Here is a 12,262-nt window from a genome sequence, read left to right as displayed (position 1 = left end):
AGCATCAGCTCCTCCACCTCGCGGAAGCTGAGCAGGAATCGGAAGTACAGCCACACGCAATGGGAGATCACCTCAACCGGATACCGGTGACCCCTATACGACGGCGGCGCGCTCTCCACGGACAGCCCCCTCCAGCATGATCAACCCGAAGATCATCCCACCCGGTCAGCCAACGTGACAGCGCCCCTGGACGGCATCGCTCTCACCGGCCGCCGCGCCGTCGTCACCGGTGGCGCCTCCGGCATCGGGCTGGAGACCGCCCGAGCGCTGGCCGCGAGCGGTGCCGAGGTGACCCTGGCGGTGCGCGACACCCGAGCCGGCATCACCGCTGCCCGGCAGATCACGGACACCACCGGCAACCCCGGTGTCCTGGTCGCCGCACTCGACCTGGCGGACCAGCGGTCCGTCGCGGAGTTCGTGTCCTCCTGGCAGGGCGCGCTGCACATCCTGGTGAACAACGCGGGCGTCATGGCCACCCCCGAACTGCGGACCCCACAGGGCTGGGAGCTGCAGTTCGCCACCAACCACCTGGGGCACTTCGCGCTGGCCACCGGCCTCCGCCCCGCCCTGGCCGCCGCCGGCGGTGCCCGGGTGGTGTCGGTCAGCTCGGTCGGCCACATCAACGGCGAAGCCCTCTTCGATGACCCCCACTTCCGGCACCACCCGTACGACCCGTGGGCCGCGTACGCCCAGTCCAAGACCGCCAATGTACTTTTCGCCGTCGAGGCCGCCCGGCGCTGGGCTCCCGACCGGATCGCCGTCAACGCGCTGAACCCCGGCCGGATCCCCGGCACCGGCCTCGCCCGCCACATGAGCGGCGGCCTGGAAGCCGCTCCCGACTCCTTCGAGGCGAACAGCACGGACGTGTCCTGGAAGAACGCCGAACAGGGTGCGGCCACCTCCGCAGTGCTCGCCGCCTCGCCCCTCGTCGAGGCAGTCACGGGCCGTTACTTCGAGGACTGCCAGGAAGCCGCCCGCCACCGCCCCGGTGTGCGCCGGGGCGTCGCCTCCTACGCCGTCGACCCGGACAAGGCGGCCCGCCTGTGGCGGCTCTCGGCCGGGCTGCTGTCCGGCTGACCGGCTGGGGCGCTGATCAGGGGTGGGAGGCAGGGCCTCGCAGCAGGGAGGCGACCGGTCCCGGCGCCGGGCCGGTTCGGCGTTGCCCGCACCGGCCTCGGCCTCCTACCGTCGAAGCATCGACCGGCGGCCGGTGCCGAGGTCGAGGAATCCCACCCCGCCACCGAGCTGACGCTCGACCGCATCCTGGAGGTATGGCATGAGCATGACCATCGAACGTCGGAAGGTCGCCGTCGTCACCGGTGCCTCGCAGGGCATCGGCGCCGGCCTCGTCGACGGCTACCGCAAGCTCGGCTACGACGTCGTCGCCACCTCGCGCACCATCGCCCCGGCGGACGACGCGGGCGTCCTCACCGTCCAGGGCGACCTCGCCGACCCGGTCACCGCCGACCGCGTCATCACCGCCGCCGTCGAGCGCTTCGGCCGGGTCGACACCCTGGTCAACAACGCGGGCGTGTTCGTCGCCAAGCCCTTCACCGACTACACCGCCGACGACTACGCCGCCGTCACCGGGATCAACCTCACCGGCTTCTTCCGGCTCACCCAGCTCGCCATCGGCCAGATGCTCGCCCAGGGCGGCGGACACGTCGTCACCATCACCACCAGCCTGGTCGACAACGCCGACGCCCGCGTACCGTCCGCCCTCGCCTCGCTAACCAAGGGCGGCCTGCAGTCCGCCGCCAAGTCCCTCGCCATCGAGTACGCGACCCGCGGCATCCGCGCCAACGCCGTCTCCCCCGGCACCATCCGCACCCCCATGCACCCCGAGCAGACCCACCGGTTCCTCGACGCCCTGCACCCGATGGGCCGGATGGGCGACGTGGACGACATCGTCGACGCGGTCCTCTACCTGGAGAACGCGCCGTTCGTCACCGGCGAGATCCTCCACGTCGACGGCGGCATGAGCGCCGGCCACTGACCCACCGACTCCGAAGGAGGCACCGACCATGAACGACACCACCGCCGACCAGGCCGTCCTGCGCGAGGTGCTCGACCGCTGGAAGGACGCCGTCGACCGGCACGAGCCCGAACGCGTCGCCGCCCTCTTCACCGAGGACGCGGTCTTCCAGGGCCTGCACCCCTACACCGTCGGGCGCCCCGGGGTGGCCGCGTACTACGCCGCGCAGCCCCCGGGCCTGACGGCTGACTACAAGATCCTGACGACCGGCCGCCCGGCTGACGACCTCATGCTCGGATACCTGGGCGTGGACTTCTCGTTCACCGACCGCCCGACCTTGAGCGTCTACCTCGGGGTCCTGGTGAAGCGGACCGCGGACGGCTGGGCGATCGCGCACTACCAGGTCTCCCAACTGCCGCACGAGACCGCCGAAGGGCGGTGAGGCGAGCTCAGCGCTGCCGGTGCGGGTCTCCGGCCGGCAACCACGCCTCGGCCTCGCGCAGCCCGAGGTCTGCCGCGTCGACGCCCTCGCACAGCGTGTCGACCACGGCGAGCACGGCCGGGCGGACCTCGTCGGCCCGCCGGACCACCGACCACGTCCAGCACGGCCGGGCCTCCGCCACCGGGCGCTGGACCAGGTCGGGCGGCAGTGAAGCACCCTGACCCTTGGGATTGTTGACGACCGGTCGGCCGATGCGGCGGACGTGGTCGAAGAACGCCGGACCAGTGACGCCGCCGTCACCGACACGCTCCGCGCGGGCACCCGTGTCGCGGGCCAGCTCCTCGGCGTAGACGTTCCAGGACTCCCAGGACGTGACGTCGTCGTCGAGGAGGACGACGGTGTCCCGCGACCGGACGGGACCTGTCGCGGGCCCCGCCGACACGGCGTACAGCCGGTCTGCACCGGCCAGCCGGGCCACCAGCCCGAGCCGCTCCAAGTCCTCCTCCCGCACCCAGCACACCGCCACGTCCAGACTGCCGCCGGCCACCCGGGCCGCCTGGGTGTGCGAGGGTGCGACCCACGCGTCCACGTGCACGCGGGCCACGGCGGAGGTGCGGGCGCCCAGGTCGGGCGGAAGCCAGTTGACGTAGCCCAGCCGCACCGGCTCCGAACCGGACAGCCGCCCGGCCCGGCGCTTGAGCTCGTCGGCCTGATCCAGCAGGACGCGCACGTGCGGGACCAGCGCGGTCCCCGCCGCCGTGAGCGCCACCGAACGCCGGTCGCGGTCGAACAGCCGTACTCCGAGGTCGCGTTCGAGCGCCTTGATCTGCTGGGACAGCGAAGGACCGGCGATCAGCAGGCGCGCGGCGGCCCGGCCGAAGTTCAACTCCTCGGCGACCGCGACGAAGTAACGCAGTTGGCGCAGTTCCACGCCCCACATGCTACGGCCGCCGGGAGGCTGCGCCCACCAGCAGCGAACGTGCCGGCCGTGGCGTCCGGCCCGGTGGCGCACACACGACGAAGAGACGGGCGACGCACGCCGCCCACACATCGAACACCCCTGAACGGAGCCCGACATGAGCCAGTTCCCGCAGGAACCCCTGCACGAGTTCCTGGTCGAGATCACCACCACCGTGCCCGAGGGCACCCCCGCGGCGGAGGTCGACCGCCGCCGCGCCGCCGAAGCCGTGCGCGCCCGCGAACTGGCCGCCGCCGGTCGGCTGGCGCGGCTGTGGCGCCCGGTAGGCGAACTGCGCAGCATCGGCGTCTGGCGGGCTGCCGACGAGACGGACCTCCACGAGAACGTCCTCGGCAGCCTTCCGCTGCGCCCGTGGATGACCCTCACCGCTACCGCGCTGGAGCCCCACCCCAACGACCCGGCCCGGTCGTGACGGCCGTGACGGACCTCACGGACCCGCGAATCGCGGGGAAGGGCGCGCCGCGCCGCTCACCATGTGGGCCCGGACGGGCGGAGGCCGCTGCCGGCTCCCCCGGGGCCAAGCCCTCCGGGCCGCTGCGGCCCTCGCCGCGGCCATGGGGGTGGGCCGGTTCGTCTACACCCCGATCCTCCCGCTGATGCACGCGCAGGCCGGCCTGCCGGCCGGCTCCGGCGCCGACCTGGCCACCGCCAACTACCTCGGCTACCTCCTCGGCGCGCTCGCCGGCATCCTGGCCCCCGCGCTGGTCCGCTCCCGCGCGCTCCTGCACACCTGCCTGGCCGTCCTGGCCGTCAGCCTGGCCGCGATGCCCGTCACCCAGAGCACGACCGGATGGGCGGTGCTGCGCCTGGTCGCCGGGGCGGCGAGTGCCCTGGTCTTCGTCATCGCGGTCAGCTCGCTCCTCGGCCGGCTCCGCGACCAACCGTCCCACCTGACCGGCTGGGCGTTCGGCGGGGTCGGCGCCGGCATCGCGCTCTCCGGCCTGCTCGTCCTGGTGCTGCGCTCCCTCGCGGACTGGCGTGCCACCTGGTGGGCGGCGGCTGGCCTCTCAGAAGACTAGGCGGGCCGCCAGCCGGAGTCGGCTCCGGACCCACCGGTTTCCTCCTCGTCCACCGGGTTCCAGTTGGTCTCTCTAATCTCCGTCAGCAGCGCCTTGCGCTTACGACGGGACAGGGAGTCCCCGTTGGTACTACGCATGGCCCAGGGAACCGGGCAGGGACCCTCGTGGCCGGGATCGGGACACAGGACGTCCGTCAGCCGGTCCATCAACTCCTCGTGCTGGGCCGCTGTAGTGACCGTCGCTATGGTCACCTGCCGCAGCCTGGGCTGTTCCGGCGTGTCGTCGTGGGCAGGGTCGGACATGATGCTGCTCCTCGTCTCGGGTGCGAGTGACGCCGCCGACGTGGCCCGCGGACACGCCGGCAGAGGGGAGGGCGGTGTTCCCCGGGAGCGAACCCCCGTTACCTTTTCCGTGGCCCCGCAATGGGGCGCCTGGCCCCCGGGTCCGGTATGGCTGTGTGCCCCCTGTCGTACGGATGACCTGGGGGGTGTTGCCGCCGGGCTTCGGGGCACCGCTTGACCGCTGATGAGGGGCCTGACGACCGCCTGGTCCGGCGCAATGCCGGGCCGCTTTACGGGCGGCATGTCTGCGTAACGTGGTTGCCGGCGTGTGGTGCTGCAGGGACGGCCGGGAGTTGAGGAGACGAGTGGCGAGGGGCACGCGCACATGGTCGACACGACCGCGATAGATCTCTTCCTCGGCCTGGACCTGGGCAAGGAGTTCCACCACGCCCACGGCCGGACCGAGGACGGCAGAACCGTGCACGACAAGCGGCTGCCCAACACCGAGCCGAAACTGCTGGAGCTGTTCACCAGGCTGGTGGCGAAGTTCGGCACCGTTCTGGTGATCGTGGACCAGGTCGCCAACATCGGCGCGCTGCCGCTGACGGTGGCCCGCGCGGCGGGCTGCCGGGTGGCCTACCTGCCCGGGCTGTCGATGCGGCGGGCTGCCGACCTGCACCCGGGCGAGGCCAAGACCGACGCCCGCGACGCGTTCGTGATTGCCGAGACCGCCCGCACCATGCCGCACACCCTGCGCGCGGTGGACCGCGACGACGAGGTACTGGCCGAGCTGACCATGCTCACCGGCTACGACAACGACCTGGCCGGCGAGGTCAACCGCGCCACCAACCGGCTGCGCGGCCTGCTCTCCCAGATCCACCCCTCTCTCGAGCGCGTGCTCGGCCCGCGTCTGGCCTACCCCTATGTCCAGGCCCTCCTCCAACGGCACGGCTCTCCGGCGAGGCTGAGGAAACTGGGCCGGGCCCCCTGCGAGGCCCTGCTCAAGGCACACGGCTCGCGCAAGGCCCACCACCTCACCGCCGAGAACTTCGACGCGCTCGCCGAGCAGACCCTCGTCGTTCCCGGCACCGAGGCATCCACGCTGATCGTGCCGGGACTCGCCGCCCAGCTCGCCGCCGCCCACACCCAGCGCCGCCAGGCCGAGCAGGAGATCGCCGCCCTGCTGGAGGCCCTCCCTCTTTTCCACCTCCTGACGTCTCTGCCCGGCCTGGGCGTCAGGACCACGGCGGCCGTGATCGTCGCGATCGGTGACGGCACCGGCTTCCCCACCGCCGGACATCTCGCCTCCTACGCCGGACTCGCCCCGGCAACGAAGTCCTCGGGCACCTCCATCCGCGGCGAGCACGCACCCCACCGCGGCAACCGGCTCCTCAAACGCGCCCTGTTCCAGGCCGCGTTCGCCGCGATCGGCTGCAAGTCCGACCCGTCCTCCCGGATCTACTACGACCGGCAGCGGGCACGTGGCAAGACCCATACCCAGGCGATCCTCCGCCTGGCCCGGCAACGTGTGAACATGATCACCTGTGCCATCTGCCGGACCGTGGCTATCCGCACGCATCCCAGCATCCGCAGCGCATCGGCCCGTACCTTCCCGGCCGAGGCATGGGTCGCCATACACGCCCGCACCATCCTGACCGGAGGCTCCGAGCAGGCCGCAGCCTCGATCAGCACCGCCGCCGACGACGCCGGGTTGCGGCCCGGCTCACGCAAGGGCATCGACGACGCCGTCGGCTACCTGAAGAACAAGGCCGCCTACCTGCGCTACGACACCGCGCTGACCGAAGGCTTCCCGATCGCCACCGGGATCATCGAGGGGGCGTGCCGCCACCTGGTCAAAGACCGCCTCGACATCACCGGAGCCCGCTGGGGCCTGACCGGCGCCGAAGCCGTCCTGAAACTCCGTGCTCTGCGCAGCAACGGCGACCTCGACACCTACTGGGCCTGGCACGAGACACAGGAGTTCACCCGCAACCACCAGGCCCGCTACCGCGACACCCTCATACCAGCGGCGTGATCGCCGGAACCCTCATTGGATCTGCACCCTTCTTCGATAGCATCCAGCGCGGTCCCGAGGGCCCGGAGCGCGGCATGGGCGGAGAGGGCCGCGGGGGTGCCCACGAATGCCGGGGACGCGACGAACTGCCGTGCCGCGCGCGCCTTCGGTCAGCCGGCGGGCCGAGCGGCAGCGTGGCGGTTCGACACTGTCGATTTTCCCACTTCGAACGTCACCTGCCAAACAGGTGACGACGCAGAGCGCAGGGCAGACGCAGGCCTGGAACTCACCGCAGCAGCACACCGAAGACGACCGTGAGGAACGATTCGAACGCCCGAGCCGAACGGTCCACCCGCACCGAGATCAGCGCACCCTCCCAGGCGTTGAGCACGAAACGCGCCAAGGTGGAGGCCTCCAGGGTCCTGGCCACGTCACCCGCCTCCTGGGCGTCGGTGATAGCGAAGGCGAGAGCGTCGCTCCAGGCCTGCAGGCCTGCGCGCGTTGTCGCACGCACCGCATCGCTGTGATCGGCGACCTCGACGGCGAGATCGCCCACGAGGCAGCCCCGGTTGAATCCGGTTTGGATGTTCTCGTCTCGCAGGAACTCGAAGTGCTCCCGCAACCGGGTCAGCGGCGCGACCGAACGGTCACGCAGCGCCTCCAGCCGCCGAGTGTCGCCGTACCGCTCCAAGGCGACTACGGCCAACGCTTCCTTGCTCTCGAAGTGGTTGTAGAAGGACCCCTTCGGAGCACCTGCGGCATCGGTGATGTCCTTCACGCCCGTCGCGGCGTAACCCCGGGTGTGGAACTGCTCGACCGCCGCAGCGATGAGGTTCTCACGCAGACTGGCTCTTGGCATCGCTGGACCTCCTCATACAAGATGAGCGATCACTTTACAGCCGCACATTCGTGTCCATCCCATGCGGCTCCACTGCCCGCATCCTCATGACTCTGGAGCTTCCCTGGGTCAAGACGGGCGGTCGCATTCAACATTACCACTGACGGCTTTCTATGGAGGCCCCCTGACCGGATTCCACCCGGACAGCTGCGGGGCTGGCGGATCGTGGACGCACCTCTTGCAATTTTCAAGACGACCGGTCATCATCAGCTGAGCGCAACCCGCCACCAGGGGCGATGGCGCACAAGCAGGAGGACGTCGTCATGACTGATCTCACGGCCCAAATCATCAAGGCGCACGGTGGCCTGGACCGCTACAACGAGTACGAGACGGCCACCGCCGACTTCCACTCCGGAGGTGCGTTGTGGGGGCTCAAGGGCCAGGAAGCGATTTTCGACCGCGCCGCCGCCCAGGTCGACCTGCGCCGGCAGCACGCGAGCCACTACCCCTTCCGCGAACCCGGCCTGCGGACCTCGTTCAGCGCTGGGCGGGTGGCCATCGAGACCGACAAGGGCGAGGTGCGGTCCGAGCGCCTGTCGCCGCGTGACGCTTTCGCCGGTCACACCCTCAACACCCCGTGGGACGACCTGCATGTCGCCTACTTCGCCGGCTACGCGATGTGGACGTACCTGACGTCCCCCTTCACCTTCGCGTCCCCCGGTTTCCGCACCGCGGAGCTGTCCCCCGTCATCGAGAACGGCGAGGAGTGGAGCCGCCTCAAGGTCACCTTCCCCGACGATGTCGCCACACACAGCCAGGAGCAGCTCTTCTACTTCAGCAGCGACGGACTGCTGCGCAGGCAGGACTACACCGCGGAGGTCATCAACGCGGGGCCGGCCGCGCACTACGCCTCCGACTACGCGGACTTCGGCGGGATCATGGTTCCCACCAAGCGGCGCGTCTACCCCCTCGGGGAGGACGGCGTGGTGGTGCGTGACATCGAGCTGGTCACCATCGACGTCGAGAACGTCACGTTCGCCTGACCTCGGCAACTCATCCGACAGCGCGGCCGTGGGCACAAGGCCCGCGTCCGAAGCGGAAGACAGCCCGAACCGCTCATCCCCCGCCCCTTGCGAAGGGTCGGGGGATGAGTCGTACGTAAGAGCCGAACAGCAGTAGCGCGGGCCGGCCGCCCTTACCGCGCCGGCAGGCGGGCCACCATGTCCATGCGTCATCGTCATGCCTTGGACCATCTCATCTCCGTCCACACTCCCGGAGCCGGACGGTGGGGCCATCTCAGAGCGACGGCCTGCGGAAGCTACCGAAGATGTGAGTGATGGAGACATATTTCTGGGAAGTTGCGGGAGTCGACGTGATCTGGTCAGCCCTTGGCCGCTACGGCATCGAACCGGCGCCCGGAGGGCTGGCCTTCGTGCAGGAGCTGATGAACACGATTGCCGTGGAGGGGTCGGCAAGGAGGACCTCCTTGCCGACCCCTCCACGGCCCAGAACTGGCTGAACGGCGCGCTGTCCGACTGGGCGGGCACGCCTGGGGCGGCTCCCCTGAGCGTCGAGCTGGAGCCCGGGGATCTGGAGCGGCTGCGTGATTTCCGGGACGACCTGCGGCGCGGGATCGCGACGCCGGACGGTGACTCGGCCGAGCCCGGCGGCATCGCCTCCGTCGCGCTCCCCACGGTCTCCCTGAGCATGCGCTGGGACACGCAGGGGCGTGTCCAGCCCCTCCCCCGCGGATCCAGCTGGCGGCTGGTGGTCTCCTGACAGCCATCGAGGTGTTCAAGGCGCAGCAGGACGGCTCCTGGAACCGGCTCAAGACCTGCCGCAACCCGCGCTGCGCGGTGGCGTTCTACGACCGCTCCCGAAACAACAGCGGGGTGTGGCACGACGTGAAGGTATGCGGCAACGCCGCCAATCTGCGCGCGTATCGCGCACGCCGTCGGTCCGCTCACACAGGCTGAAACGCCCTGCGTGATGCAAGGCGGCGTCTCGACGCCGGCTCGCGCAACGACGTACGCCCGCCCGGAGACCGCGTGGTGCGGCCCCGGACGGGCGCTGTCATGAAGGCCGTGAACAAGCGCGGCGGTTCGTATCACGGCCGGTCCCTCCCCGTACCAACGGCGCGTGCGGAGAGGGAAGTCGACCGGGACGGGTGTTGCCGGGACGGATCTTGTCTGTCAGCCGCGGAGGAAGGCGTTGACGTCGGCGGCAAATTCCTTGTGGTGCCGGAACAGGAATCCGTGGGCGGCATCCGGGTAGATCTTGAGCTGCGCGTCCGGCAGCAGGCCGGCCAGGAGGTGCGAGTAGCGGGGCGGGATCATCGGGTCGCTGTCGCCGTTGGCCACGAACACCGGCTGCGTAATGCCCTGCAGCCGCTCGAGCTTGGCGTGGTCGGGGATGCCCCACCGGGTCACCGCGTCGTACTGGGCCAGGCGGGTCTGCCAGGTCGTGGGCTCGTCCGGTCCCTCGGTGCGCAGGCCGAAGATACGGCCGGCGGCGGCCTGTCCCGCCGCGAGCCCTTCGGGGCTGCTGCCGAAGAAGACCCGCACATAGCCTTCCGGCGACGGCTCCCGGCCGCCGACCGCCTCGATGACGTCCGGACGCCAGCCGTGAATTCCCGAAGCGCCCTGCGGCGCCGAGGAGGCCAGCACGACCCGGTTGACCAAGTCCGGGCGGTGCAGGACGATGTCTTGGGCGACAAAGCTGCCGAGGGAGAAGCCGAGCAGGTCCACCTTGTCCAGACCCAGCGCGTCGATGAACTCGATGGCGTCGTCGGCCATGGCGGCGACCGTGTTCGGGGTGCGCCCGGTACTGGCACCGACACCCGTGTTGTCGAACGTGATCACACGGCGCTCCTCCGCCAACGCGTCGATCAGTGCCGGGTCCCAGTTGTCCAGATTGCCGCGGAAATGCTGCAGCAGTACCAGGGGCAGCGCCTCGGCATCCGATCCGACGCTGCGGTAGGCGTATTCGATGCCATTGGCAGCACTCACCGTCTGCGTCCGCGCTGCTGAGTACGTTGTCATTTCAGCCTCCGTAGGTTGTGGCCAGGAGCCGTCAGCGGGCGGTGCTGCGGGCAGCCTGCTCGATAAGGCGGGTGACCACGTCGGGCTGCGAGGCCGTCACCGCGTGCGAGGCCTTGACCTCAACGGTGTGCGCGTGGGCGCGCTCGGCCATGAAACGCTGCGCTTCCGGCGTGATGGCCTTGTCCTCGGTGGTGATCAGGTCCCAGGAAGGGATCGTGGTCCAGGCGGCCTCGCTGGGCTCGTCATCGAAGACCGAGGCCGCCACCGGGCGCTGCGCCGCGGCTGCCAGGTTGGTGAGCGACGTCGGCACATCGGCAGCGAACACGTCGTGGAACTTGTCCGGCTTGATGTACAGATCGATACCGGTGCCGCCGCCGGGGAGCGCGAACGGAACGGGGTTGAGGGCGGAGCCCAGGTCGGCTCCCGGGAACCTGCTGTTCAGCTCCGTCACGCTCTCGCCCTTCTCGAGGGCGAAGGCCGCGATGTAGACGAGAGCCCTGACTTGCGGGTTGCCCGCGGCTGCCTCGCTGATCACGGAGCCGCCGTAGGAGTGGCTGGCGAGCACAATCGGCCCGTCGATGCTGCCGAGGAGGCTACGGAGGGCGTCCGCGTCGTTCGCCAGCCCGCGCAGGGGGTTGGCCGCGGCGACCACCGGATAGCCGTCGCGCTGCAGGCGCTCGATCACGCCGTTCCAGGTGGAGCCGTCCACGAACGCGCCATGCACCAGCACGACGGTGGGCTTCCGCTTCGGCGTCTGCTCCTCGGCCTTGGCAGCTCCGGCCGGGGCCGTGAGCGTCAGCGCGAGCGCCGCGGCTCCCACGACCGCGCCCAGGGCGACGGCCGACGTGCGGGGATGACGCAGAACCGTCTTCTTGACCATGGCAATTCTCCTTCAAGAATGCCGGGTCCGGTGTTCAACCGGGCCGCGAAGTGGTTCCGGGTGACAGGCGACCCGGAGCTGATTTTTAATATGACCGGTCGTCTTAGTTTTGTCAAACTGCACTCATCGAGGTCGCCAGCGCCAACGGGCCGTCGACGACGAACGCCGTGGAAGGCCTTGTCTCCGCCTACGCTCACGGCGCGGAGAAGACGGTGAAGGTGACGGACGCCGTGCCGCTGCCCCACTACGACAGCCGGGGACTCGCGGCTTTCTACGTCGCCTTCGGCGTCACGCTCTCCGGTTTCGCCCTGGCCCAGAACCTGATGGGACTCTCGGTGCTCCGGCGTATGCGCCACCGGTTCACCGTGATGACGGTCTTCGCGGCCGTCGCCGGCACTGTTGCCGCGACGCTGTCCGGGCCGGTGCCAGGAGCGGTGCCCGCGCCGTTCCCGCTCCTGGCCCTGACGCTGGCGCTGCTGGGCACGGCGGTGGGGTAACTGATCTGCTGCCAGGCCCTGTCCGGGATGGCGTGGACGGCACGTTTGATGGAGGGGTTCATGCCGGTGGTGATGGAGAAGTGGGCTCCGGCCCGGCGGCAGGCGGCGATCACCCCGGCGGGCGCTGTCACGCTGGCTGGCGGGGTGGGATGATCTTCGGGTTGATCATGCTGGAGGGGGTTGTCCGTGGGCGCCGTGTCACCGTCGTACAAGGGGCACCGGTACCCGGTCGAGGTCATCTCCCACTGCGTGTGGCTCTACCACCGCTTCCCCCTCAGCTTCCGCGAGGTCGAGGA

14 protein-coding genes and 4 pseudogenes are annotated in these 12,262 nt (G+C 70.2%); 12 read left to right on the top strand and 6 right to left on the bottom strand.

Annotation, left to right across the window (positions count from 1 at the left end; translation table 11 throughout):
* A pseudogene (locus AB0915_RS35435) lies at window positions 1-119 on the bottom strand (IS6 family transposase); the annotation flags it as partial.
* Window positions 120-174: 55 nt separating this feature from the next.
* On the opposite strand from AB0915_RS35435, the gene AB0915_RS35430 reads away from it, so the two are divergent.
* From AB0915_RS35430 to AB0915_RS35420, 3 genes are all read left to right on the top strand, one after another.
* Window positions 175-1,077, top strand: a complete 903-nt coding sequence (locus AB0915_RS35430) for an SDR family NAD(P)-dependent oxidoreductase (protein WP_366694984.1) — start codon at window positions 175-177, stop codon at window positions 1,075-1,077.
* Window positions 1,078-1,282: 205 nt separating this feature from the next.
* Window positions 1,283-1,996, top strand: a complete 714-nt coding sequence (locus AB0915_RS35425; RefSeq protein WP_366694983.1) for an SDR family oxidoreductase — start codon at window positions 1,283-1,285, stop codon at window positions 1,994-1,996.
* Between the two features lie 28 nt (window positions 1,997-2,024).
* Window positions 2,025-2,417: a nuclear transport factor 2 family protein gene (locus tag AB0915_RS35420; RefSeq protein WP_366694982.1), complete on the top strand. Its 393-nt coding sequence runs from the start codon at window positions 2,025-2,027 to the stop codon at window positions 2,415-2,417.
* Window positions 2,418-2,424: 7 nt separating this feature from the next.
* On the opposite strand, the gene AB0915_RS35415 is transcribed toward AB0915_RS35420, so the two are convergent.
* Entirely contained in the window at window positions 2,425-3,357 is a 933-nt protein-coding gene (locus tag AB0915_RS35415) for a LysR family transcriptional regulator (protein ID WP_366694981.1), read from the bottom strand.
* A 160-nt stretch (window positions 3,358-3,517) separates the two neighbouring features.
* Between AB0915_RS35415 and AB0915_RS35410 the strand changes: the two genes are divergently transcribed.
* Complete coding sequence (locus tag AB0915_RS35410; RefSeq protein ID WP_366694985.1) at window positions 3,518-3,808, top strand: muconolactone Delta-isomerase family protein; 291 nt, start codon at window positions 3,518-3,520, stop codon at window positions 3,806-3,808.
* A 61-nt stretch (window positions 3,809-3,869) separates the two neighbouring features.
* Window positions 3,870-4,415, top strand: coding sequence for a YbfB/YjiJ family MFS transporter (locus AB0915_RS35405; protein WP_366694980.1), 546 nt, complete (start codon window positions 3,870-3,872; stop codon window positions 4,413-4,415).
* On the opposite strand, the gene AB0915_RS35400 is transcribed toward AB0915_RS35405, so the two are convergent.
* A complete protein-coding gene (locus AB0915_RS35400) occupies window positions 4,412-4,717 on the bottom strand; it encodes a hypothetical protein (RefSeq protein WP_366694979.1) in 306 nt (101 codons plus the stop codon). The genes AB0915_RS35405 and AB0915_RS35400 overlap by 4 nt on opposite strands.
* Before the next feature lie 364 nt (window positions 4,718-5,081).
* Here AB0915_RS35400 and AB0915_RS35395 point away from each other — a divergent pair.
* Window positions 5,082-6,236, top strand: a pseudogene (locus tag AB0915_RS35395) (IS110 family transposase); the annotation flags it as partial.
* 213 nt (window positions 6,237-6,449) lie between these two features.
* A pseudogene (locus AB0915_RS35390) lies at window positions 6,450-6,731 on the top strand (ISKra4 family transposase); the annotation flags it as partial.
* 265 nt (window positions 6,732-6,996) lie between these two features.
* Here AB0915_RS35390 and AB0915_RS35385 read toward each other — a convergent pair.
* Window positions 6,997-7,569, bottom strand: a complete 573-nt coding sequence (locus tag AB0915_RS35385) for a TetR family transcriptional regulator C-terminal domain-containing protein (protein WP_366694978.1) — start codon at window positions 7,567-7,569, stop codon at window positions 6,997-6,999.
* A 302-nt stretch (window positions 7,570-7,871) separates the two neighbouring features.
* Between AB0915_RS35385 and AB0915_RS35380 the strand changes: the two genes are divergently transcribed.
* From AB0915_RS35380 to AB0915_RS35370, 3 genes are all read left to right on the top strand, one after another.
* Window positions 7,872-8,591, top strand: a complete 720-nt coding sequence (locus tag AB0915_RS35380; protein ID WP_366694977.1) for a hypothetical protein — start codon at window positions 7,872-7,874, stop codon at window positions 8,589-8,591.
* Window positions 8,592-8,787: 196 nt separating this feature from the next.
* A complete protein-coding gene (locus tag AB0915_RS35375; RefSeq protein WP_366694976.1) occupies window positions 8,788-9,327 on the top strand; it encodes an ABATE domain-containing protein in 540 nt (179 codons plus the stop codon).
* A gap of 11 nt (window positions 9,328-9,338) precedes the next feature.
* Entirely contained in the window at window positions 9,339-9,524 is a 186-nt protein-coding gene (locus tag AB0915_RS35370) for a CGNR zinc finger domain-containing protein (protein ID WP_366694975.1), read from the top strand.
* Window positions 9,525-9,740: 216 nt separating this feature from the next.
* On the opposite strand, the gene AB0915_RS35365 is transcribed toward AB0915_RS35370, so the two are convergent.
* Window positions 9,741-10,589, bottom strand: coding sequence for an alpha/beta hydrolase (locus AB0915_RS35365; protein ID WP_366694974.1), 849 nt, complete (start codon window positions 10,587-10,589; stop codon window positions 9,741-9,743).
* Window positions 10,590-10,620: 31 nt separating this feature from the next.
* On the bottom strand, window positions 10,621-11,469 hold the full coding sequence (locus AB0915_RS35360) for an alpha/beta hydrolase (RefSeq protein ID WP_366694973.1): 849 nt from the start codon (window positions 11,467-11,469) through the stop codon (window positions 10,621-10,623).
* A gap of 167 nt (window positions 11,470-11,636) precedes the next feature.
* Here AB0915_RS35360 and AB0915_RS35355 point away from each other — a divergent pair, with 167 nt between their 5' ends.
* Window positions 11,637-11,966 carry a hypothetical protein gene (locus AB0915_RS35355; RefSeq protein ID WP_366694972.1) on the top strand — a complete coding sequence of 110 codons (330 nt, stop codon included), beginning with the start codon at window positions 11,637-11,639 and terminating at the stop codon, window positions 11,964-11,966.
* A gap of 186 nt (window positions 11,967-12,152) precedes the next feature.
* Window positions 12,153-12,262 (top strand): annotated as a pseudogene (locus AB0915_RS35350) (IS6 family transposase); the annotation flags it as partial.

It is taken from the genome of Streptomyces sp. NPDC048411 (assembly GCF_040704695.1).
Lineage (GTDB): Bacteria > Actinomycetota > Actinomycetes > Streptomycetales > Streptomycetaceae > Streptomyces.
This window is presented reverse-complemented; position numbering and strand designations above follow the sequence as displayed.